The following is a 22,288-nucleotide window of genomic DNA, read 5'->3' as shown; positions in this document are numbered from 1 at the left end:
AGGAAATCAGAAGGTCTTGAGCAGCTTGATGCCGTACTGGCGGGGCGGCCCCGCGAAGTAGAGGCCGGAATTGAGCGCCGCCGGATAATGCTGGTCGGTCAGGTTGGTGCCGTAGAGCGTCACCGTCCAGCTCTTGTGCTGATAGGCCAGCTGCGCGTTCAGGATGTTGCGCGCCTCGAGCAGGTCGCCGCGCGCCGGGTTCTCGAACAGAGTCGCCCATTGATCGCCGACATGGCCGAAATTGACTCGCGGGGTGAGCTTGTCGCCATTGCCGAGCTCGATCTCGTACTGGGCGCCGACATTGAAGGTGAAGTTCGGCGCATAGGTCTGGCGGCGGCCGGTGAGGTTGATGCACTTGGCGCTCGCCGGGCCCGTCGCCGGGTTGCACGGCAGCACCGGATCGGTGGGCGTGCCCGCCGGAGGGTTGCGCGTGTCGACCGCATAGAAGGTGCCCAGCTCGCTGTGTAGCACGCTGATGCCGGCATCGATCCGCAGCGCGCCGAAATGCAGCTCGGTCTCCGCCTCGAAGCCATAGATCCTGGTCTTGTCGGGCACGTTGAGCTCGATCCCGAAGGTCGGGAAGGTCGGATAGCCGATGATGACCTGGAAGTTCTTATAGTCGTTGTAGAAGCCGGTGATCGTCGTGCGGACCTTGCCGCCGGCCCAATTGGCCTTCCAGCCCGCTTCGTACGACGTCACTTCCTCGGGCTTGAACGGCGCGGGCAGGCCCAGGCCCACCGGCACGTTCAGCCCGCCGGGGCGGAAGCCGGTGGCGACGAAGCCGTAGAGATACTGGCTCTCGCTCGCCTTCCAGCCCAGCGAGACCTTGTACGACACATTGTCGGACTTCACCGTCTGGTCCTGGCGGATATAGGTGCCGTACTGGAGCACATCGACATGGTTGGTCGATCGGCTGGCAGTGTAGCGGATGCCCGCGTCGATCTTCAGGTTGGGCGTGATCGCGAAGCCGATCTGGCCGAACGCCGCCAGCGAACGCGTCGGGTTGGTGCCCTGGAGCTTGTACTGCGCCGTCGGCAGGTTGAACGGATCGGCGAGGTCGACGACGAACTGATAGGGCTTGCGGAAATAATAGTCGTTCCACAGACCGAAGGCGCCGAGCAGCCAGGTGACGCGCTGGTTGTCGGGCGAGATCAGGTTGAGCTCGGTGGTGATCTGCTGCTCGTCGACGCTGTCGAAGAAGGTGCTGATGCCGGTCGCGGTGCCGTCCAGGTCGGCGCGGTACATCGTGTTGGCCCATTGATAGCTCGAGACCGAGCGGAGCTTCACCCCGCCCGAGAACTCGTATTCGGCCTTCAGCGTCGAGCGGACGAACTCGTCGCGCGCCGCCTGGGGCGCGTTGAACGACACGTCGAACAGGTCGCGATAATTGGGGTTCGGCGTCGAGGTGCCGGGCAGCGTCTTGAGGTGGTTGGCATAGGGGCTCGCTGGATAGGCGCCCATGTCGAGATGGCCGAGATCGGTCTTCCACAGCACCGACAGGCTGTCGCTCGGCTTCCACAGGAAGCTGATCCGCCCGGCCATGATGCCCACATTGCCCTTGTCATAGGGATAGGGGCCGCCGTTCGGGCCGGTGATGTTGTAGAAGCTGTCGCGGCGCGAGCCGTAGAGCGCCACGCGCGCGGCAAAGGTGTCGCTCAGCGGCAGGTTCACCGCACCCTGGGCGCCGGCTTCGTTGTAGTTGCCGTAGTTCAGGTTGAAATAGCCGTGGATGCCGCCGCCGATGACCGGGTCGTTGGTATTGACGAACACGGCGCCGCCGGTGGCGTTCTGGCCGACGATCGTTCCCTGCGGTCCCCGCAATACCTGGATGTTCGCGACGTCGTAATAGGGCTCGCCCTGCACATAGCCGGGGAAGGTCGGCACGCCATCGCGATAGGTGATCACGCCGGTCGTGGTCTGGGTGTTGTGCTCGGCCTTGCCGATGCCGCGGATGTTGAAGTCGTTGCCCTGGCCGAAATTGTTGACGACGATGCTGGGCATCGCGAACTGCAGCGCATCGACATTGGCGACGCCCTTGTTGTCGAGCTGGGTGCCCGACAGCACCGAGGCCGAGACCGCCGTGGTCATCAGATTCTCGCTGCGGCGCTGGGCGGTGACGACGATCTCGCTTTCTTCGGCGTCCGCAGCGGATGCGGCGGCGGGCGCATCTTGTGCCGGTTCGGCGGCGGTCTGCGCCGCGGCCGCGCCGCTCCAGACCAGGGCCAGCGCCGAGGCGCCGAGCAGCAACGGACGATATTCCATCAGGGTCCCTCCCACATCCATCTCCACACGCGCTCTTCGGCACGATCGGGCGAGGATGCCGCAAAGCCCGAGGGCTTGCAACACTAATTCTCTACCGAGTGAATGTTATTGAGCGGAGGGGATCGGATCGCGCAAACTATGCGCATCCGGGGGTCTGCAACCGTCTGGAAGATCCGCGGGGTCGGCTGTGGATGGGGGTGCCCTTCAGTCTCCGCGCGGGCCGGGGCGATGGGCATCGACCAGCGCGCGCATCGCTGCTCGGCTCGCCTCGGGATCGCGGGCCTTGATCGCCGCAAGCACCCGGCCCCGATCCGCGGGGTCGGCGGCGCAGCCCGTCGGAGGACCGGCGGTTCGCAGCGCGATGCCGACCATGTCGCGGAACTGGAGGTAGAAGGGGTTGCCCGAGCCCCGCAGGATGGCAACGTGGAAGGCGATGTCGGCCTCCAGCGCGCCGTCCAGGCCCTTCCCGGCGGCGTCGATGCGGGCAAGGCTTTCGTCGATCGCTTCGATGTCAGCGCCGGTGGCGAAGCGCGCGGCGAGGGCGGCGGCTTCCGGCTCGATTGCCACGCGCAGCTGATCGAGCTGGACTAGCAGATCGGCCGAGAGTTGCCGCTCGAGCAACCAGCGCAGCACGTCGGTGTCGAACAGGTTCCAGGACACAGTCGGCTCGATGATCGTGCCCTGGCGCGGACGGGCGCTCAACAGGCCCTTGGCGGTGAGCATCTTCACCGCTTCGCGCGTCACCGAACGGCTCACGCCGTGCTGCCTGGCCAGCTCGGCTTCGGTGGGGAAGGGCTGGCTCTCATACTGGCCGATGACGATGGCGCGCCCCAGCCGGTCGAGCAGACCATGGGTGAGGTTGCGTCCAAGCGGGGGGCGCATCTCGTCCTGCCGCCTGGATGGAGGCGCTGCCACGCGCGGTTCTCCCTGCTGTCGAGGCCTTTCGAGTCCAGCCTATCCCAAACCCCGTGCCGGACAAGGCGAACAAGAACCGTTCCGCCGACCGGCTTTGTCGCACCCTGGCGGCATTGGTCGCAGAAACGTTCGCCCCGCGCCGGCCTGCTGCCACGGGTCGCGGGCGCGGCTCTGCGTGTCCCCCCTTTTCGATGGTTCGACGCATGGCCGCCTTGTTCAAGGAGAACCAGGTGATGAGAAAGATCGTCGCGGCCGCATCCTGTGCGGCCATCTTGTTCGCGATTCCCGCCCAGGCGGGGATCCAGGACGTTCCGCAGGCGCAGGCCGCTTCCGCCGATGCCGGCCAGGCGACGCCCGAGTGCAAGCCGAAGAAAAAGAAGAAGAAGGGCTTCGGGCTCGGCGGCGTGCTGCGCGCCGCGCGCAATTCGGGCCTGATCGGCGGCATTGCCGGACGCGTGGGCGGTGGCGCCTATCTCGCCAGTTCCGCGGCGAGCACGGCGATCGACGTCGCTGCGAGCCAGCCGGCCCCGACTGATCAGGACAGCTCCGTCGAAGGGAGCGACTGCTGATGCGCCTCCATGTCGGGTATGTTCGTGTCGCGCGCCAGGTCGCGACACTCTCCCTGCTGCTGCCGTGCCTGCTGGCCGGATGCGGGCAGCAGGACGCGGCCAGCGCCAATGCCGCCGCCGCCGCGGTGGCGCAGCCGGCCCTCCAGGGCTTCAGCGGGCCGCTCCGCCCCGGTCTCTACAAGATCGTGCAGACCGGCGATGCGGACGAAGAGACCGAACGCTGCCTCACCGCCGATACGCTGGCCAAGGGCGGCTACGTCTCCGCCAGGGACGTGCAGCCCGGCTGGACGGTGATCCGCAACCGGGCGTCGGGCGGCGTGATCGATTTCGAAGCGAGCGGGCCGGCCAAGGGCAAGATGTCGTTCAAGGGCCGCTACACCGCCACCGGCTTCACGCTCGATGCCGTGCTCAGCTTCGAGCACAAGGGCCAGCCGATGACGCTCAACAACCATCAGGTGGGCACGTTCCAGTCCGCCGATTGCGGCGAAGTCGCCGAGTGAGTTTCCGAGCCCCCGGGCGTCCGCGCTGGCGGCGGCCCGGGGCGCACCGGAAACGGGAGACAGAATGCTACATTGGATAATGGGGCGGGGGCGCTGCATCGTCGGAAGGCACGAGCGCAACCGCAAGGCGGTCCGCCCGACCCGCGATGGCCGTCATACGAGCAAGTGCCGCTATTGCAGCGCGCCGATGCTCCGCCGCGCAAAATACGACTGGATCATGCTCTGAACAGGGGCGGCCGGACTGCCGGCCGCCCCTGCATCGGGATCAGTCGATCGTCTTGGCGAGTTCGCGGTTCAGCCACAGCGCCAGCAGCGTGCCGATCGCGCCCGATAGCAGATAGGCGCCCGCGGCGAGCAGGCCGAAGCTGCTGCCGAGCCACAGCGCCACCAGCGGCGCGAAGGCCGCGCCGAACAGCCAGGCCAGATCCGAAGTGAGCGATGAGCCCGTGTAGCGGTGCGGCTTGGAGAACATCGACGAGAGCGCGCCGGACGACTGGCCGAACGAGATGCCGAGCAGCGCGAAGCCGAACAGCATGAACACGATCTCGCCCACCTCGCCGGCGGCGAGGAGCTGCGGCGCGAAGCCGCTGAACGCCGCGATTGCCGCCGCGGAGACGCCGAGCAGGGTACGGCGACCGATCCGATCGGCCAACCGGCCCGACACGATGATCGAAATGGTGCCGACCACTGCCGCTGCCGCCTCAATCACCAGGAAGTCCGTCGGGCTGTTGCTGGTGTAGAGGAACACCCAGGAGAGCGGGAACACCGTCACCATGTGGAACATGGCGAAGCTGGCGAGCGGCGCGAAGGCGCCCATCACGATGATCCGCCAGTCGGTGCGCACCGTCTCTGCGATCGGCGCGGGCTGCAGCTCGCGGTCCTCGAACAGGCGCGCATATTCGGGCGTCACCACGATGCGCAGGCGGGCGAACAGCGCCACCACGTTGATCGCGAAGGCGACGAAGAAGGGATAGCGCCAGCCCCAGCTGAGGAAATCCTCGGCAGGCAGGGCAGCGATGAAGAAGGCGAAGAGCAGGCTGGCCACGAACAGGCCGAGCGGCGCGCCGAGCTGCGGGATCATCGCATACCAGCCGCGCTTGTTCTCCGGCGCGTTCATCGCCAGCAGCGAGGCGAGGCCGTCCCAGGTGCCGCCCAGCGCCACGCCCTGGCCCATGCGGAACAGCGCGAGCAGCAAGGCTGCGGCGATGCCGACATCGGCATAGCCGGGCAGGAAGGCGATCGCGGCCGTCGAGCCGCCGAGCAGGAACAGCGCGATCGTCAGCTTGGCGCCGCGGCCATAGGCGCGGTCGACGGCAGTGAAGATCAGCGTGCCGAACGGACGGGTGACGAAGGCTAGTGCGAAGATCGCGAACGACCAGAGCGTGCCCTGCAGCGGATCGAGAAAGGGGAAGACCAGCTTCGGGAACACCAGCACCGAGGCAATGGCATAGACGAAGAAATCGAAGAACTCGGAGGTGCGGCCGATGATCACGCCGATCGCGATTTCGCCCGGACGGATGCGGTGGCCGTCGCTGTGCAGCGCACGGACATCGCGCTCGGCGGGAAGGGTGGGGACGGTATCGCCGCTCATCGAGTTCGAACTTTCCTGCAACACGCGCCGCGCGAGCGCGTTTCATAACGCCGTGGAGGAGGCTAGAGTGCCCCCGGCGCGGCGCTCTTGCGCCATAGCAGACAACGCAGGGATTGGACAAAATGTCCTATGTGCGGTGCAACATGAGCAGCCTAGGCGCCCGCCATGCCTAGCCCCCGTCCGCTCTCCGCACGCCTCCGTGCGCTGCTGATCCTGCCGGCATTCGCGCTGTTGTGCGGATGCGACATGGTCGTGCTCAACCCCGCCGGTGACGTCGCCCGCCAACAGGGCGACCTGGTGATCGTCTCGACGTTGCTGATGCTGCTGATCATCGTGCCGGTGATGGCGCTGGTCGTGCTGTTCGCCTGGCGCTACCGCGCTTCGAACAAGGAAGCGACCTATGCGCCGGACTGGGATCACTCGACCAGCCTCGAGCTGGTGATCTGGTCGGCGCCGCTGCTGATCATCATCTGCCTGGGCGCGATCACCTGGGTGAGCACCCACTTGCTCGATCCCTATCGCCCGCTTTCGCGCACCGCGCCGGGCAAGCCGGTGGCGGCGGACGTCAAGCCGCTCGAGGTGCAGGTGGTCGCGCTCGACTGGAAATGGCTCTTCATCTATCCCGAGCAGGGCATCGCCACGGTGAACGAGATGGCTGCCCCGGTCGGCCGCCCGATCCGCTTCCGGATTTCGGCCTCGTCGGTGATGAACTCCTTCTACATCCCCGCGCTCGCCGGCCAGATCTATGCGATGCCGGGCATGGAGACGCCGCTCAACGCCGTGTTCGACAAGACGGGCGCGTTCCAGGGCTTTTCGGCCAATTACAGCGGCCATGGCTTCTCCTCGATGCGCTTCAAGGCGCACAGCACCGACCAGGCCGGCTTCGACGCCTGGGTCGCCGAGGCGAAGAAGGCCGGCGCCACGCTCGACCGCGCCGAATATCTGAAGCTCGAGCGTCCCAGCGAGAAGGAGCCGGTCCGCCGCTTCGCCGGCGTCGAGACCGGGCTGTTCGACATGGTGACCAACATGTGCGTCGAGCCGGGCAAGATGTGCATGCACCAGATGATGTCGCTCGACGCCAAGGGCGGCATGGGCAAGGCCGGGCTCTACAATGTCCGCCAGCTCGCCTATGACAAGTTCGGCGGCCGCGGCACCCATGCGCATGGCGGCAAGAGCTTCGTCGGCGAGATCTGCGCCGACAAGCAGGACATTGCCGTCCGCGCCGCGCCGAAGCCCGGCAATCCCAAGCCGCTGACTGGCGCGGGCATGAAGCAGCCCTCGGCCGAGCCTACTCCGATTGCCCCCAGCGTTGCGTCCGAAACCCGGCCGCGTCCTCTTTCCTGATCGCGAATCGAGATATGATCCCGCAACCCGCACCCGTGAGCCCGATCCTGGGCAAGCTCTCGCTCGACGCGTTGCCGCTGCACGAGCCGATCGTCGTGGCGACCTTCGCGGTCGTCGCGCTCGGCGGCATCGCGCTCGTCGGCGCGCTCACCTACTTCAAGCTCTGGAGCTATCTCTGGAAGGAGTGGTTCACCACCGTCGATCACAAGAAGATCGGGATCATGTACATGATCCTGGGCCTGGTGATGTTCCTGCGCGGCTTTGCCGATGCGCTGATGATGCGCCTCCAGCAGGCGCTCGCGTTCAATGGGTCCGAGGGCTATCTGAACGCCCATCACTATGACCAGGTGTTCACTGCGCACGGCGTGATCATGATCTTCTTCGTGGCGATGCCATTCGTCACGGGCCTGATGAACTATATCGTGCCGCTGCAGATCGGCGCGCGCGACGTGTCGTTCCCGTTCCTGAACAATTTCAGCTTCTGGATGACCACCGGCGGCGCGGTGCTGGTGATGGCGTCGCTGTTCGTCGGCGAGTTCGCCCAGACCGGCTGGCTGGCCTATCCGCCGCTCTCGGGCCTGGCGTACAGCCCCGGCGTCGGCGTCGACTATTATCTATGGGCCCTGCAGGTGGCGGGCGTGGGCACGACATTGTCGGGCATCAACCTGATCGTCACGATCCTCAAGCTGCGCGCGCCCGGCATGTCGCTGATGAAGATGCCGGTCTTCACCTGGACGTCGCTCTGCACCAACGTGCTGATCGTCGCCTCCTTCCCGGTGCTGACCGCGGTGCTCGCGCTGCTCGGGCTCGATCGGTACGTCGGCACCAACTTCTTCACGAACGACTTTGGCGGCAGCGCCATGATGTACGTGAACCTGATCTGGATCTGGGGCCACCCGGAAGTCTATATCCTGATCCTGCCGCTGTTCGGCGTGTTCTCGGAAGTCACCTCGACCTTCTCGGGCAAGAAGCTGTTCGGCTATTCGTCGATGGTCTACGCCACGATCGTCATCACGATCCTGTCGTACCTCGTCTGGCTGCACCATTTCTTCACCATGGGCTCGGGCGCCAGCGTCAACAGCTTCTTCGGCATCACGACGATGGTGATCTCGATCCCGACGGGCGCTAAGATCTTCAACTGGCTGTTCACCATGTATCGCGGCCGCATCCGCTTCGAGCTGCCGATGATGTGGACGATCGCCTTCATGCTGACCTTCGTGATCGGCGGCATGACCGGCGTGATGCTCGCGGTGCCGCCGGCCGATTTCGTGCTGCACAACTCGCTGTTCCTGATCGCGCATTTCCACAACGTGATCATCGGCGGCGTGGTGTTCGGCGTGTTCGCCGCGATCAACTATTGGTGGCCCAAGGCGTTCGGCTTCAAGCTCAACGAGTTCTGGGGCAAGGTGAGCTTCTGGTGCTGGGTCCCCGGCTTCTGGGTGGCGTTCATGCCGCTCTACATCCTGGGCCTGATGGGCGTGACGCGGCGCATGCGCGTGTTCGACGATCCCGGCATCCAGTTCCTCTTCGTCATCGCCGCGTTCGGCGCGGTGATGATCGCCGCCGGCATCGGCGCGATGCTGGTCCAGTTCGCGGTCAGCATCTGGAAGCGCGAGGCGCTGAAGGACACCACCGGCGATCCCTGGAACGGCCGCACCCTGGAATGGGCGACCAGCTCGCCGCCGCCGGACTATAATTTCGCCTTCACGCCGGTGATCCACGATCTCGACGCCTGGTACGACATGAAGTCGCGCGGCTGCGAGCGTCCGCTTGCCGGCTTCAAGGACATCCACATGCCGAGCAACACCGGCGCGGGCGTGATCCTGGCCGGCATCAGCACCCTGATCGGCTTCGCGCTGATCTGGCATATCTGGTGGCTGGTCGGCCTGGGCTTCGTGGCGCTGATCGCGTCGACGATCGTCCACACCTTCAACTACAAGCGCGATTTCGACATCCCCGCCGAAACCGTTACCGAGACCGAGGCGGCGCGCACGCGCCTGCTCGCCGCCGGAGCCTGACCGATGAGCACCACCACGCTGCAAGCCGCGGACGAACCGGTCCGCTTCTACGATTTCGACGAGCATCCGCACCCGGAAGGCTACAGCACCATGCTGGGCTTCTGGATCTACCTGATGAGCGACTGCCTCATCTTCGCGATCCTGTTCGCCTGCTACGCAGTGCTCGGCGGCAATTTCGCGGCCGGCCCCGGCCCGAAGGAGCTGTTCGACCTGCCGCTGGTCGCTGTGAACACGGCGATGCTGCTGTTCTCGTCGATCACCTATGGCTTCGCGATGCTCGGCATGGCGCGGGGCAACAAGAACCAGGTGCTGATCTGGCTGGCGGTAACCCTGGTGTTCGGCGCGTGCTTCCTGGGCATCGAGCTCTACGAGTTCAGCGAGCTGATCCATGAGGGCGCCGGCCCGTGGCGCAGCGCGTTCCTGTCGTCCTTCTTCACCCTGGTTGGTACGCACGGCCTGCACGTCACCTTCGGCTCGATCTGGCTGGTCACGCTGATGGTGCAGGTGAGCCGCTTCGGCCTGACCGCCGCGAACCAGCGCCGGCTGGCCTGTCTGAGCCTGTTCTGGCACTTCCTCGACGTCATCTGGATCGGCGTCTTCACCTTTGTCTATCTGATGGGAATGCTGCGATGAGCCACGATCCGCACGCGCACGGCGCGCACGCTCATGGAGATCATGGGCACGGCGATCATGGGCACGGCGATCATGGGCACGGCGTCGAGATCCCGCACGGCTCGATGCGCGACTATGTCATCGGCTTCGTGCTGTCGGTGATCCTCACCGCGATCCCCTTCTACCTGGTGATGGAGCGCCCGTTCTCGAACGGCGTTACCGCCGCCGCGATCATGGCGTTTGCCGTGGTCCAGATCCTGGTCCACATGGTCTATTTCCTTCACCTCAAGCCCAAGGCCGAGGGCGGCTGGACGATGACCGCGCTGCTGTTCACGATCATCGTCGTGGTGATCATGCTCTCGGGCTCGCTGTGGGTGATGTACCATCTCAACGCCAACATGATGCCGCTGCACGACCCGAGCCAGCTTCCGTGACGAAAGCCCGCCGGCCCCGCGCACGGTGGGGCGTCGCGGTGGCGGCGCTCTTCTGCGCGGCGGTGCTGGCGGGGCTCGGCATCTGGCAGCTCGAGCGGCGGGCCTGGAAGCACGAACTCGTCGCGGCGGTGGATGTCCGCATCCATGCCGCGCCGGTGCCTGCTCCGGGGCCGGCGGCGTGGGGCGGGATCACTGCCGGCAAGGACGCCTATCGCCGCGTCCGCTTCTCCGGCCGGTTCGAGAATGACCGCACCACTCTGGTAAAGGCCGTCACCGAGCGGGGCTCCGGCTATTGGGTGATGACGCCGCTCGCCGGGCCGTCCTTCACCGTCCTGGTCAATCGCGGCTTCATCCCCGACGACATGCGCCCGCGCATCCCCGCCGGGCCCGCACAGGCGAGCGTCACCGGGCTGCTGCGCGTCACCGAGCCGGGCGGCGGGTTCCTCCGCGCCAACGACCCCGGGGGCAATCGCTGGTATTCGCGCGACGTGGCGGCTATCGCGGCTGCCCATGGTCTCGACCGGGTCGCCCCCTATTTCATCGATGCGGATGCCGCGCCCAATCCCGGCGGCTATCCGGTGGGCGGGCTGACGGTGGTGCGCTTCGCCGACAATCATCTCGTCTATGCGCTGACCTGGTTCGGTCTCGCCGCGATGGCGCTGTGGGCGGCATGGCTCGTCGCCCGCCGGCACGGAGCCGTGGCATGATCTCCGCCGGGGGGCTGGAGGACACCGATCCCGGCCGCCGCAACATGTGGCTGCTCGTCCAGCTGCGCTGGATCGCAGTGGGCGGCCAGCTGGGTACGATCGGCTTCGTCCATTTCGTGATGGGCGTGCACTTGCCGCTGGTGCCGCTGTTCGTTGCGCCGCTGATCCTCGCGGGCATCAACCTTGCCACCTATCCGCTTCTCGATCGCCGCGCCGCGATCACCAATTGGGAGCTGACCGTGGCGATGCTGGCGGACGTCGCCGCGCTCGCATGGCAGCTGCACTTCACCGGCGGCCTCGCCAATCCCTTCGCCTCGCTCTTCCTGCTCCAGGTCGTCACCGGCGCGATGCTGCTCCAGCCGGGATCGAGCTGGATGATCGTCGGCGCGGCCAGCCTGGCGCTCTTCGCCGTCGCGATCAGCCCGGTGCCGCTCGATCTGCCAACGGGCGTCAATGATCCGTTCCGCCTCTATCTCGCGGGCAGCCTGATCTGCTTCGCGCTGATCGCGGTGCTGCTCGTCCTCCTCATCACCCGCATTGCCCGCAACCTGCGCGAAGGCGATGCCGAGCGTGCCGCGATCCGCCAGCGCGCGGCGGAGGAGGACCATATCGTCCGCATGGGCCTGCTCGCCAGCGGCGCGGCGCACGAGCTTGGCACGCCGCTCTCCTCGCTGTCGGTGATCCTGGGCGACTGGCAGCGCATGCCGCGCATCGCCGCCGACAGGGATCTGGCGCAGGACATCGCCGACATGCAGGCCGAAGTGGCGCGCTGCAAGACGATCGTCAGCGGCATCCTGCTCTCCGCCGGCGAGGCGCGCGGCATTGCCTCGGAATTCACCACGGTCCGGCATTTCCTCGACGACCTGGTCGCCGACTGGCGCGACAGCCGGCTCACCGGCACGCTGGAATATGCCGACCGGTTCGGGCCCGATCTGGCGATCGTCTCCGATACCGCGCTGCGCCAGGTGCTGAGCAACGTGATCGACAATGCCGCCGAGGTCTCGCCCGACTGGATCGGCATCGCCGCGTCGCGCGACCGGGACGAACTGGTGATCGAGATATCCGATCGCGGCCCCGGCTTCGCGCCGGAGATGCTCGCCGGCTTCGGCCAGCCCTATCGCTCGAGCAAGGGCAAGCCGGGCGGCGGGCTGGGGCTGTTCCTGCTCGTCAACGTGCTGCGCAAGCTGGGCGGCGCGGCGAGCGCCGAGAACCGGCCCCAGGGCGGCGCGCTGGTCCGCATCCGCCTGCCGCTTGACGCCATCGCCCGCGGCGGGGAGGAACAGGCATGACCGGCCCGCGCAAGCTGCTGATCGTCGAGGACGACGAGTCCTTCGCCCGGACGCTCCGGCGCTCGTTCGAGCGGCGCGGCTATGCGGTGGAAGTGGCCGCGAGCCATGAGGCGCTGACCGCGCTGCTCGCGGACTTCCACCCGGCCTATGCGGTGGTCGACCTGAAGCTCGGCGGCGCTTCCGGGCTGGCGTGCGTGCAGACGTTGCGCGCGGCCGACGGGGCGATGAAGATCGTCGTGCTCACCGGCTTCGCCAGCATCGCCACCGCAGTGGAAGCGATCAAGCTCGGCGCCTCCTATTATCTCGCCAAGCCTTCCAATACCGACGACATCGAAGCCGCGTTCGGGCGCGAGGAAGGCGACCCGGACGCGCCGCTTGCCAGCCGGCCGTCGTCGATCAAGACGGTGGAGTGGGAGCATATCCACCAGACGCTGGTGGAGACCGACTTCAACATCTCCGAGACTGCGCGGCGGCTGGGCATGCACCGGCGGACGCTGGCGCGGAAGCTGGAGAAGCGGCAGTTGCGCTAGGGCGCATTCGGGCCCTTCCGCGGCGAATCCCGCGCCGGCTCCGGCCAGGCCATCGACTTCGATTTTCCGGATGGGCTATCCGGTGTTCCTGCCTGGGCGGCAATCCGGGGCGTCCACAATCCCCGGATCGGCCGGGTGCTGCCGGTTGCCGGCGGGGATGGGCCGCAATGGTTCCGGCGATCGGGCGGTCCGTGATCAAGTCGTCGACCGGAATGTCGATCCCTCTGCCGGGCGGCCTGTCCGCGGCATCGTCGTCGATTCAAATATCCTCGCCCATATTACGCCAAAGGGGACCCGGATACTGGACTATGCGACGCCCGCGGCCGTAATGTCATGATGTCTTCCAGCTTCCTGCGGCGAGTTAACTAAAATGATGACGGAATTATTGCTCGGAGCCATCGGAATATTCGGCCAGTCGGTCGTGTCCCACGAGCCGACCCAGCCTGAGAGTTGGGAGCAAGGCGTGGAATTTCGCTGCGGCAAGGATCTCCTTCGGATATCCGGCTATGGCGCCGCGGCGCCGCTTGATCGGCCGGTGCAGCTGAAGTTGAACGGACGATCCCTGTCCCTGGCGACGACGCGCCAGCTTCGTCAGGATCTGGCGAGCCGGCGGGCCGTCTATCGGCTTACGGCCCGATGCCCGCGGGGCGGAGGCATCACGATGCTGTACTGGGTCGCCGAGAAGCAGGTTTCGGGAGAGATCAACTACAGTGGCGGCATGGCGCGTTTCGGCAAGGGAGCGCTGGCGAGCTATTCCGGCTTGTCCAAGTCGAACATCGACGGATTCATGTTCAGATGAGCATGCAATGAAATATTCCCGATAGATGAACCGGCGCGCTCCACATCCACTCTCGCTGAGGGTTCTCCAGATTGGGCGGACCGGGGTCTGGCAGGTGCCGTGCCTTCGCCCCGGCGCCGGGGGGAGGGAGCGGGATGCGTGGCATCTTCCCATCCGCCGCCGATCGGCGCAGCATTGCCGGCCGGGAGGCATGGATTGAAGATTCGCGCCGACATCGTTGCGGGCCTTGCCGTTTCCGGGCTGATGCTGCCGGAGGCCGTGGCCTATGCCGCGATCGCGGGCGTCGCGCCGGGGCATGCGATCCTTGCCGCGATCGCCGGCACGCTCGCCTATGCGCTGACCGGGCGCAGCCGTTTCGCCGTCGTCTCCGCGACTTCGTCCTCGGCCGCGATCCTCGCCGCGTCGCTGGCGACGCTGCCGGGGGGCGAGGGCACGCAGATGCTGTTCATGGTGATGGCGGTGGCGCTCGCCGGCTTGTTGTTCCTGCTCGCCTGGGTCTTCCGGCTGGGCGGGCTGACCGGCTTCATCTCGCATCCGGTGCTGCGCGGCTTCGCCTTCGGGCTGGCGATCACGATCAGCGTGAAGCAATTGCCCGTGCTCGTCGGCATTCCCGCACCGGGCGGCAGCCTGTTCCATACCGGATTCGCAGTGATCCGTGCCTTGCCGCAATGGCACCTGCTCAGTCTCGCCGTGGGCCTGGTCGCGCTTGGCGCGTTGCTGGCACTGCGCCGCTGGCCCGGCGTGCCGGGAGCGCTGATCGTGCTCATATCCGGTGTCGCCGCTTCGGGCCTGCTCGATCTTGGCGCGCACGGCGTCGCGATCGTCGGCCGGATCGCGCTCATGCCCGGCACCTCGGCAATGCCCGCCTTCGCGCCCGCGATGCTGCTGGAGACGGCGCAGCTCGCGGTGCCGCTCGCGTTGATCCTGCTCGCCGAGAGCTGGGGAACCATGCGCGCGCTGGCGCTCCGCCATGGCGACCTGCTGGATCCCGGCCGCGAGCTGCGCGCGCTGGGCTTCGCCAATCTCGCTGCATCGCTGGTTCAAGGCATGCCGGTCGGCTCCGGCCTGTCGGCCAGCGCGGCCAACGAAGCCTCGGGGGCGCAGTCCCGGCTGGCGGGGGCGGTCGCGGCGCTGGCGCTCGGCGCGCTCGTCCTGTTCGCCATGCCGCTGGTCGCATTGCTACCGCAGCCGGTGCTGGCGGCAGTGGTGATCGCCGCGCTCACCCATTCGCTTGACCCGCGACCGATCAGGCGGCTCTGGGCGCTGGACCGCGACCAGTATATCGCGCTCGCCGCTGCATTGGGCGTGCTGGTGCTCGGCGTGCTCGACGGAATGCTGTGCGCCATCCTGCTCTCGCTGGCGGCGCTCGTGCAGCGTTTCGGCAATGCCCGACTGGCACGGCTCGGCCGACTGGGCTCCAGCCACGATTTCGTCGATGCCGATCGCCATCCGGATGCGCTGGTGCCCGCGGGGATCGCGATCTGGCGGCCCTCGGCGCCGCTGTTCTTCGCCAATGCGGAGCGGATGTTCGCGGAAATCGCGCGGCGAACCCTGGCCGAGGGGGGAACCCGTGCCGTGGTGATCAGCCTGGAGGAGAGCATCGACATCGACAGCACGGCGCTCGACGCGCTGCTCGATTTCGACCGGGCGATGGGAGCGAAGGGCTATGCCCTGCGCTATGCCCGAATGCATGACCGGGTGCGTGACCTGCTGGACACCGCCGGCGCGGGAGCGCTGGTCGCACGCAGCGATTATAGCGTGGCCGATGCGGTCGCGAGGCTGGAGAACCCCTGATGCGCGAGCCCGAACCGTTTCTGCGTCCCGTCTCGATCGACGCGCTGCGGCCCACCCAGATCACCGTCGGCTTCCGCGAAGTTGCCCGGAAGCGTCACGACTGGCGGGCGCGTGCGGAAACCGACGGCTCGGAATTCCTCGGCCGCCACATGATCCCCGCGGTCAGGGGCCCCAAGGACCGCTTCTGGATCGTAGATGCCCATCATCTCGCCCGCGCGCTGCACGACGAGGGCGTGGAATATGTGCTGGTGCGCGAGATCGCCGATCTTTCCGCATTGCCCGGCCGTGCCTTCCGGACGTTCATGGACAGCCGAGGCTGGCTCCATCCCTATGATCCGCAGGGCCGCAGGCTGGATGCGCGGCATCTGCCCAAGCATGTCCGCGGCCTGCTCGACGATCCCTGGCGCTCGCTGGCGGGGGAACTGCGCCGCAGCGGCGGCTATGCGAAGGATCTCACGCCCTATTCGGAGTTCCTCTGGGCCGATTTCCTGCGCCGCCACGTGTCCGCCAAGCTGCTCGAGGCCGATTTCGACAAGGCGCTGGAGCGCGCGCTCGATCTCGCCCGTCGGAAGCATGCCGCCTATCTGCCCGGCTGGGCCGGCCCCGAGGATTGAACGGCGCGGCTGCGACAGGTTGCGACAGAAGAATTGCGGCCGCGCCGATGATCCGGATGCGGTTCGTGCCTATATGCTCCGTCATCCCCTCGACAGGGGATCGAAAGGACAGTGCCATGAACAGGATCTCGATCAGTCTGCTCGGCGCCGCGCTGCTCGCCACGGTCGCCACGCCTGCCGTCGCCGCTTCGCGCGATGGCGAGGCCGAGCTTGCCAAGGCGATTGCAGGACGCACCGCCGGCACGCCCGTCGACTGCATCTTGCTGCGCAACATCCGCTCGTCGCGGATCATCGACGGTACCGCGATCATCTATGAGATGAACAACGGCGTATTCTATGTGAACCGGCCGAAGTCGGGCGCGGAATCGCTCAACTGGACCAATGTGCTGGTGACGGACACGCGTTCGTCGCAGCTCTGCAGCATCGACACGGTGAAGCTGTACGACACCGGCGTCCGCATGGCGACCGGATGGGTCGGGCTCGGCGAGTTCGTTCCCTACGTCAAGCCTCCGCGCAGCTAGGGGCGCGGCCCGTCGGTCCGTTCGGGGCACCCGTCGTCGCCTGGGTGCATCTGATCGTGTTCGCCTTGCGGAACCGCCGCTGCCGCTCCGTCTCGACCTGCAACCATTTGTGGGGTCGTGGTTATGCAGCGTACTCCCGCCCGGGCCTGGCCCGAGGCTCACCATCTTCGTCCGCTCCGCCTGGTCGAGCCGGAGCGTTTGCCCTCGACGGCGCGGCTGGCCGCCGCCACGCGGATCTGGGTCGGCAACCCGGCGCTGCTGGCTGCCCTGCTGCTGGTCGTCGCGGTCGTCGCCCGCGCGGCGCAGTTCGGCAATCCGGTCATCCAGGTCGATGACGAATTCTACCTGCTCACCGGCGACCGGATGCTCCATGGTGCGCTGCCCTATGTCGACATCTGGGATCGCAAGCCGATCGGGCTGTTCCTGATCTATGCAGCGATCCGGCTGCTCGGCGGGGCCGGGGTACTGGAATATCAGATTGTCGCCACGCTCTTCGCGGTAGCCACCGCGCTCGTCGTCGCACGCATCGCGCGCAATCTCTCGGGGCCGCACGGGGCCGCCGCGGCGGGAGTGGTGTATATTCTCTATCTCGGCGTCTTCGGCGGCGAGGGCGGCCAATCGCCGGTATTCTACAATTTCTTCGTCGCGCTCGCTGCCTGGACGATGATCGGCGTCGTCCGGCGCGCGAATTTCGGCGCCTTCGGGTTCGGCGGCGGTCTGGTCGCGATGCTGTTGATCGGCGTGGCGATGCAAGTGAAGTATACGGCCTTGTTCGAAGGGCTGTTCTTCGGGCTGGCGCTCCTGTGGCTCGGCTGGAAGCGCGGGATGGGCCGGGGCGCGCTCGCCGCGATGGCGCCGGCCTGGATCGGTGCGGCCCTGCTCCCCACGCTCGCCGCCTGGGCCTGGTACGCGTCGATCGGTCATGGGGAGGCCTTCGTCCAGGCCAATTTCCTGTCGATCCTCGATCGCGGCTCGGACGGGCTCGGCGTCGCGCTCAAGCGGCTTGGCGGGATGGCCTTGTGCCTCGCCCCCCTCGCCATCGCCGCCTGGTGCGGGCGCGGCATGGCGCGTCCGGTGACCGACGAAGTGCGCCGCCTGCTCGACGGCTGGGCACTCGCCGCCATCGGGGGCGTGCTGATCTTCGGCACCTATTTCGACCATTATGCCCTGCCGCTGCTGGCACCGCTCTGCGTGCTCGCCGCAGCCTGGTTCGGTGACGGTGCGGCGGGGCTGGTGATCGCCTCGGGCCGCACGCGCTGGCGCATCCCCGCGGGTGTGGCGATGATGGTGCTGATCACCTTCGTCTCGCTCCAGATCATCAACGACAATCGGCGCAATCGCGGCTGGGGGCCGCAAGTGGAACGCATGGCCGATTTCATTCGCCCGCAGCTGCGCGACTGCCTCTATGTGTTCGATGGCGAGCCGGCGCTCTATCGGCTGACGGGCAGTTGCCTGCCTACGCGCTGGTCCTTCCCGAGCCATTTGAGCCTCACGCGCGAATCGCGTGCGCTCGGCACCGATCCCATGGTCGAAGTCGAGCGGATCATGGCCGCGCGGCCCGAATTCGTCGTCGCCAGCACTCGGCCCGATCGCGATCTCAATCCGGCAGTACTGGCGTATATGACCCGGATTCTGGAACGCGACTATTTCCCCGCGCTGGAGGTGCCGGTGGGCAGCCGCAGCCGCATCGTCTATCGACGGCGGCCCGATGCCTGACCCGAGTCGGCGCGGCGCGCTTGCACAATTGCGAAGCCAAGGCTTGGCAATTCCCGCGCACAATGCTTTGGGCGCGGGCATGGATTCGTCCTCGCAGACCGGCGGGTTGCAACGCGTGTTGGAAAATGAGCGGCCGCGGCTGCTGCGCTTCCTTGCGGCCCGCGGCGCGGGCGACGACGCCGAGGACGTGCTGCAGGATCTGTGGCACAAGATCGCGAGCGCCGAAGCGCGCCCGGTTTCCGATCCGGTCTCCTATCTTTTCCGCGCGGCCGAGAATGTGCTGCGCGATCGCCAGCGCGCCTCGCTCAGCCGCGACCGGCGCCAGCACGAATGGCACGATCTCGCCGGCAGCGACGATGCGCCCCAGGGCGAGCGCGTGCTGATCGCGCGCGAGCGATTGCGCGAAGCCGAGGCCGCGCTGCTTGCACTGGGGCCGCGAGTCGATCAGATTTTCCGGCGCTACCGGCTGGATGGGCTCGGCCAGGCGGCGATCGCTCGGGAATTGGGGATAAGTTTGAGCTCGGTGGAGAAGGATCTGCAGAAGGCGTATCGCGCCCTCGCGCAACTCAAGGACAAATTCGATGCGGAATGAACGCATCGACTCCGTCCCTGCGCAGAGGTGGGCATGAACGGGCAGGTTTCGGACTATCTTGCAGAGGACGCCCGTAGCTGGGTGATCCGGATGCAGGACTCGGCATTCGCCGATTGGGACGCGTTCGCCGACTGGCTCGAACGCGATCCCGGGCACCTGCGCGCCTATAATATTGCGATCGAGGCCGACGAAGCGATGGCGGCGCTGTTCCGCCTGGCACCTGCGCCGGGCGCGGCCGCGGAGGCGGCGGTCCGTCCGTCGCGCCGGCGGTTCCTGATTTCTGGGGGTGCCGTTGCCGCCGTGCTGGCGGTGGTGGTCGGTTGGACCAGCCTCGTTCCCGGCTCGGGAATGCAGGCCGAATATCGTACCGCTGCCGGCGAGCGCCGCGAGGTCGCGCTGACGGACGGCTCGAAGATGATCCTCAACGGCGATACCCGCGTCGCGATGATCGACGCGCGGCACGCCGAGCTGATCGAGGGCGAGGCGCTGTTCGAAGTGCGCCACGATGCCGCGCATCCCTTCATCGTCAAGACCGGCGACGTGACGCTGGAGGATGCCGGCACGGTGTTCAACGTGGTGCGCGACGAGACCGGACTGCGCGTTTCGGTCGCCGAGGGAGCTGTGATCTACCAGCCCCGGGCCGATGCCGTGCGCCTGACCCCCGGCGATGCGTTGAGCGTGGCCGGCAGCGGCCGCCCCGAAGTGACGCGTGCCGCCGCTGCCGATGTCGGCAGCTGGCGCGGCGGGCAGCTGGTCTATCGCAACGCGACGCTGGAGCGCGTCGCGGCCGATCTTTCCCGGAACCTGGGTATCCAGGTACGCGCGGGGAAGGGGACCGGCGACATTCCGTTCACCGGCACGATTTCCACGCAGGGCGGCCCCGGCGCGGTGATCGAGCGGATCGCTGCGCTCACCGGCACACGGGCGACTCGCGCAGGCAATGGATGGATGCTGGACGCGATCGACGGTGCGCCGCGCTGATCTGATCCTTCCCCTGGCGCTGCTGGCGGCTGCGCCTGCGCTGGCGCAGGACAAGCGCCATTCCGTCGCGGTGCCCGCCGGGCGTCTCGATGCGGCGGTGTTCACGCTCGGCCGCCAGACCGGCAGCAGCATCGGGCTGCGCGAACCGGGTCTTTCCGGGATCAAGGTCCGTCCGGTGAAGGGCAAGCACACGGTGGACGGTGCGCTGGCGGAGATGTTGCGCGGCTCCGGCACGCGCGCGCGCCGCGTCGCCGCCGCCACATGGCTGATCGAGCGCATGCCGCCCGAACGGCCCCGGCCGCGCCCCATGCCGCTGCCGGAAGAACCCGAGGCGCCTCCGGCCGAGATCCTCGTCACCGGCAGCAAGCGCGATGTGCCGCTCAAGGCCTATCCGGGCGGCGTGCAGATCGTCGAGGGCAGCGACATTCCCGTCTCGGAAGGCGGGCGGGGCAGCGATGTCATCGCCAATCGCGTGGCCAGCCTGGCCTCGACCCATCTCGGGCCGGGGCGCAACAAGCTGTTCATCCGCGGTATCGCCGATTCGAGCTTCGTCGGCCCCACCCAGGCGACCGTCGGCCAATATTGGGGCAATAGTCGGATCACCTACAGCGCCCCCGATCCGGACCTGAAGCTCTACGATATCGGCCGGGTCGAAGTGCTCGAAGGGCCGCAGGGCACGCTCTATGGCGCCGGCTCGCTCGGCGGCGTGGTGCGGGTGGTGCCGCGCGCGCCCGATCTCTGGGCGCGGGGCGGCCAGGTCTGGGGTGGCGGCTCGGCCACCCAGCACGGCGATCTGAGCTGGGACGGCGGCGGCATCGTCAACCTGCCGATCAGGGAAGGGAATCTGGCGCTGCGCGCGCTCGCCTTCACGGCGCAGGACGGCGGCTATATCGATGATCGCGAGCGGGGCCTGAAGGACGTCAACAGCGTGCGCACCACCGGAGGGCGGCTGGCGCTGCGCTGGAACATGGACGGCTGGACGCTGGACCTCAACGGTGTCGGCCAGAGCATCGTGGGGCGGGATGCGCAATATTCGGACGGGAAGGGCGATGGGCTGTCCCGCCGCAGCTCGATCGCCCAGCCCTTCCAGAATGATTTCTGGCTCGGCGAGCTGGTGGCCCGCAAGCGCTGGGGCGATCTAGAGCTGAGCTCGGCCGTCGCCTATGCGCGGCAATATGTGTCGGAAGTGTTCGCCGGCGCCTCGGTTCCCGACGTCAATCAGGGTTTTCCGCTGCCCGCGGCCGATGCCCCGCTGATCGGCTATGAGCAGATCAACCGAGTGAGCATGCTCACCAGCGAGACACGGCTGGCGCGCCGTGGCCCGCGCGGCACCGGCTGGCTGATCGGTGTCAGCTTCCTGCAGAATCGCGGGCGGGTGAATCGCAATTTCGGCGTCGCCCGCGCGGCCCTCACCGGAGTGCGCAACAGCGTCGACGAAGCCACGCTCTATGGCGAAGGCACGGTAGAGCCCGTACGCGGCGTGACGATCACCGCCGGCGGCCGCCTCACCAATTCCCATCTCACCGGCAATTCGGAAGATGCTGATCGCTATTTCGCCTTTCGCGAGGATCCGCGGGCCAAGGCGGCGCGCACCGAGACGCGGTTGCTGCCATCCGCTGCGATCGCCTGGCGGCCCACCGATGGCCTCACCGTGTTCGGCCGATTCGAACAGGGCTTCCGGCCCGGAGGTCTGGCGGTGCGCCGCGACGTGATCCAGCGCTTCCAAGGAGACCGCCTCTCGACCGTCGAGGCGGGAGCGCGCTACACCGAGAGCGGCCTGTCCGTCTCTGCCAATGCTTCGGTGACGTGGTGGACGAGCATCCAGGCGGATCTGATCGACGGCTATGGCTTCCCCACCACTGCGAACATTGGTGACGGGCGGGTGCTCTCGCTCGGGGTGGCGGTGCGCTGGCGGCCGTTGCCGGGGCTGGATCTCGACGGTTCGATCTATCTGAACGGCAGCAAGGTCACCAATCCCTCGCAAGCGGTGTTCCCGCTGGCCGAGGGGCCGTCGGACTTCAACCGGCTGCCCAACGTCGCCGATGCGAGCGGTCGGCTCGGCGCGGCCTGGCGCCAGACGCTGGGGGGCGACATGGAATTCTCCTCTTCCGGCTATCTGCGCTATGTCGGCCGCTCGACGCTCGGCATCGGCCCGGTGCTCGGCCGGCCGCAGGGCGATTATGTCGATACCGGGCTCGAGCTGCGGCTCGAGCGCGGCCGGCGCGCGATCACGCTGTCGGCCACCAATCTGCTGGATACCCGCGGCAACCGCTTCGCGCTGGGCACGCCGCTGCTGATCCGCGACGAGAAGCAGATCACGCCGCTGCGCCCCCGCACCGTGCGGCTGGGCGTCGAGATCGGATTCTAGAATTTTTTCGATCCTGCGTTGCGGGATCGCCGCACGGGCTCCGTCTCAACCATGCCCCCGAGGCAAGCCACGATAGTCGTCCCCCGGCGTCGACGGCGTTGTCTCGAACCCCCGGGAGGGCGCGCCATGCGT

The 22,288-nt window shown here is 67.3% G+C and carries 20 protein-coding genes; 17 read left to right on the top strand and 3 right to left on the bottom strand.

The window, feature by feature from the left end:
• Positions 1–6: 6 nt before the first annotated feature.
• Entirely contained in the window at positions 7–2,262 is a 2,256-nt protein-coding gene (locus tag FFS08_RS09610) for a TonB-dependent receptor (RefSeq protein ID WP_137864143.1), read from the bottom strand.
• 204 nt (positions 2,263–2,466) lie between these two features.
• Positions 2,467–3,144 (bottom strand): FadR/GntR family transcriptional regulator, encoded by a 678-nt coding sequence (locus FFS08_RS09605; RefSeq protein WP_137864144.1) that lies wholly within the window; start codon positions 3,142–3,144, stop codon positions 2,467–2,469.
• Positions 3,145–3,410: 266 nt separating this feature from the next.
• Here FFS08_RS09605 and FFS08_RS09600 point away from each other — a divergent pair, with 266 nt between their 5' ends.
• Positions 3,411–3,746, top strand: coding sequence for a hypothetical protein (locus tag FFS08_RS09600; protein WP_137864145.1), 336 nt, complete (start codon positions 3,411–3,413; stop codon positions 3,744–3,746).
• Positions 3,746–4,246 (top strand): DUF3617 family protein, encoded by a 501-nt coding sequence (locus FFS08_RS09595; RefSeq protein WP_137864146.1) that lies wholly within the window; start codon positions 3,746–3,748, stop codon positions 4,244–4,246. The genes FFS08_RS09600 and FFS08_RS09595 overlap by 1 nt, the downstream gene beginning before the upstream one ends.
• 265 nt (positions 4,247–4,511) lie before the next feature.
• On the opposite strand, the gene FFS08_RS09590 is transcribed toward FFS08_RS09595, so the two are convergent.
• Positions 4,512–5,837 carry an MFS transporter gene (locus FFS08_RS09590; RefSeq protein WP_137864147.1) on the bottom strand — a complete coding sequence of 442 codons (1,326 nt, stop codon included), beginning with the start codon at positions 5,835–5,837 and terminating at the stop codon, positions 4,512–4,514.
• A 165-nt stretch (positions 5,838–6,002) separates the two neighbouring features.
• Here FFS08_RS09590 and cyoA point away from each other — a divergent pair, with 165 nt between their 5' ends.
• The 15 genes from cyoA (at position 6,003) to FFS08_RS09515 (ending at position 22,156) form a co-directional block, all read left to right on the top strand.
• On the top strand, positions 6,003–7,181 hold the full coding sequence (gene cyoA / locus FFS08_RS09585) for a ubiquinol oxidase subunit II (RefSeq protein ID WP_137864148.1): 1,179 nt from the start codon (positions 6,003–6,005) through the stop codon (positions 7,179–7,181).
• Between the two features lie 14 nt (positions 7,182–7,195).
• Positions 7,196–9,199, top strand: a complete 2,004-nt coding sequence (gene cyoB / locus FFS08_RS09580) for a cytochrome o ubiquinol oxidase subunit I (RefSeq protein WP_137864149.1) — start codon at positions 7,196–7,198, stop codon at positions 9,197–9,199.
• Positions 9,200–9,202: 3 nt separating this feature from the next.
• Complete coding sequence (gene cyoC, locus FFS08_RS09575) at positions 9,203–9,832, top strand: cytochrome o ubiquinol oxidase subunit III (protein ID WP_137864150.1); 630 nt, start codon at positions 9,203–9,205, stop codon at positions 9,830–9,832.
• Entirely contained in the window at positions 9,829–10,245 is a 417-nt protein-coding gene (gene cyoD, locus FFS08_RS09570; protein ID WP_137864151.1) for a cytochrome o ubiquinol oxidase subunit IV, read from the top strand. Before cyoC ends, cyoD begins: the two co-directional genes overlap by 4 nt.
• Positions 10,242–10,952 carry an SURF1 family protein gene (locus tag FFS08_RS09565; RefSeq protein WP_137864152.1) on the top strand — a complete coding sequence of 237 codons (711 nt, stop codon included), beginning with the start codon at positions 10,242–10,244 and terminating at the stop codon, positions 10,950–10,952. The genes cyoD and FFS08_RS09565 overlap by 4 nt, the downstream gene beginning before the upstream one ends.
• A complete protein-coding gene (locus FFS08_RS09560; protein WP_137864153.1) occupies positions 10,949–12,241 on the top strand; it encodes an ATP-binding protein in 1,293 nt (430 codons plus the stop codon). Before FFS08_RS09565 ends, FFS08_RS09560 begins: the two co-directional genes overlap by 4 nt.
• Complete coding sequence (locus FFS08_RS09555; RefSeq protein ID WP_137864154.1) at positions 12,238–12,771, top strand: response regulator transcription factor; 534 nt, start codon at positions 12,238–12,240, stop codon at positions 12,769–12,771. The genes FFS08_RS09560 and FFS08_RS09555 overlap by 4 nt, the downstream gene beginning before the upstream one ends.
• 370 nt (positions 12,772–13,141) lie before the next feature.
• A complete protein-coding gene (locus tag FFS08_RS09550) occupies positions 13,142–13,570 on the top strand; it encodes a hypothetical protein (protein WP_137864155.1) in 429 nt (142 codons plus the stop codon).
• A gap of 195 nt (positions 13,571–13,765) precedes the next feature.
• Positions 13,766–15,364 (top strand): SulP family inorganic anion transporter, encoded by a 1,599-nt coding sequence (locus FFS08_RS09545; RefSeq protein WP_137864156.1) that lies wholly within the window; start codon positions 13,766–13,768, stop codon positions 15,362–15,364.
• Positions 15,364–15,978 (top strand): ParB-like protein, encoded by a 615-nt coding sequence (locus FFS08_RS09540; RefSeq protein WP_137864157.1) that lies wholly within the window; start codon positions 15,364–15,366, stop codon positions 15,976–15,978. Before FFS08_RS09545 ends, FFS08_RS09540 begins: the two co-directional genes overlap by 1 nt.
• A 116-nt stretch (positions 15,979–16,094) precedes the next feature.
• Positions 16,095–16,499, top strand: a complete 405-nt coding sequence (locus tag FFS08_RS09535) for a hypothetical protein (RefSeq protein WP_137864158.1) — start codon at positions 16,095–16,097, stop codon at positions 16,497–16,499.
• A 123-nt stretch (positions 16,500–16,622) separates the two neighbouring features.
• Positions 16,623–18,215: an ArnT family glycosyltransferase gene (locus tag FFS08_RS09530; protein ID WP_137864159.1), complete on the top strand. Its 1,593-nt coding sequence runs from the start codon at positions 16,623–16,625 to the stop codon at positions 18,213–18,215.
• Positions 18,216–18,294: 79 nt separating this feature from the next.
• Positions 18,295–18,807, top strand: a complete 513-nt coding sequence (locus FFS08_RS09525; protein ID WP_137864164.1) for an RNA polymerase sigma factor — start codon at positions 18,295–18,297, stop codon at positions 18,805–18,807.
• A gap of 33 nt (positions 18,808–18,840) precedes the next feature.
• Complete coding sequence (locus FFS08_RS09520; protein WP_137864160.1) at positions 18,841–19,788, top strand: FecR family protein; 948 nt, start codon at positions 18,841–18,843, stop codon at positions 19,786–19,788.
• Positions 19,775–22,156 (top strand): TonB-dependent receptor, encoded by a 2,382-nt coding sequence (locus FFS08_RS09515; RefSeq protein ID WP_171012548.1) that lies wholly within the window; start codon positions 19,775–19,777, stop codon positions 22,154–22,156. Before FFS08_RS09520 ends, FFS08_RS09515 begins: the two co-directional genes overlap by 14 nt.
• The last annotated feature ends 132 nt before the right edge of the window (positions 22,157–22,288 follow it).

Origin of the sequence: Sphingomonas sp. 1F27F7B (assembly GCF_005503355.1) — a bacterium.
In the GTDB taxonomy this organism is placed as follows: Bacteria; Pseudomonadota; Alphaproteobacteria; order Sphingomonadales; family Sphingomonadaceae; genus Sphingomonas.
This window is presented reverse-complemented; position numbering and strand designations above follow the sequence as displayed.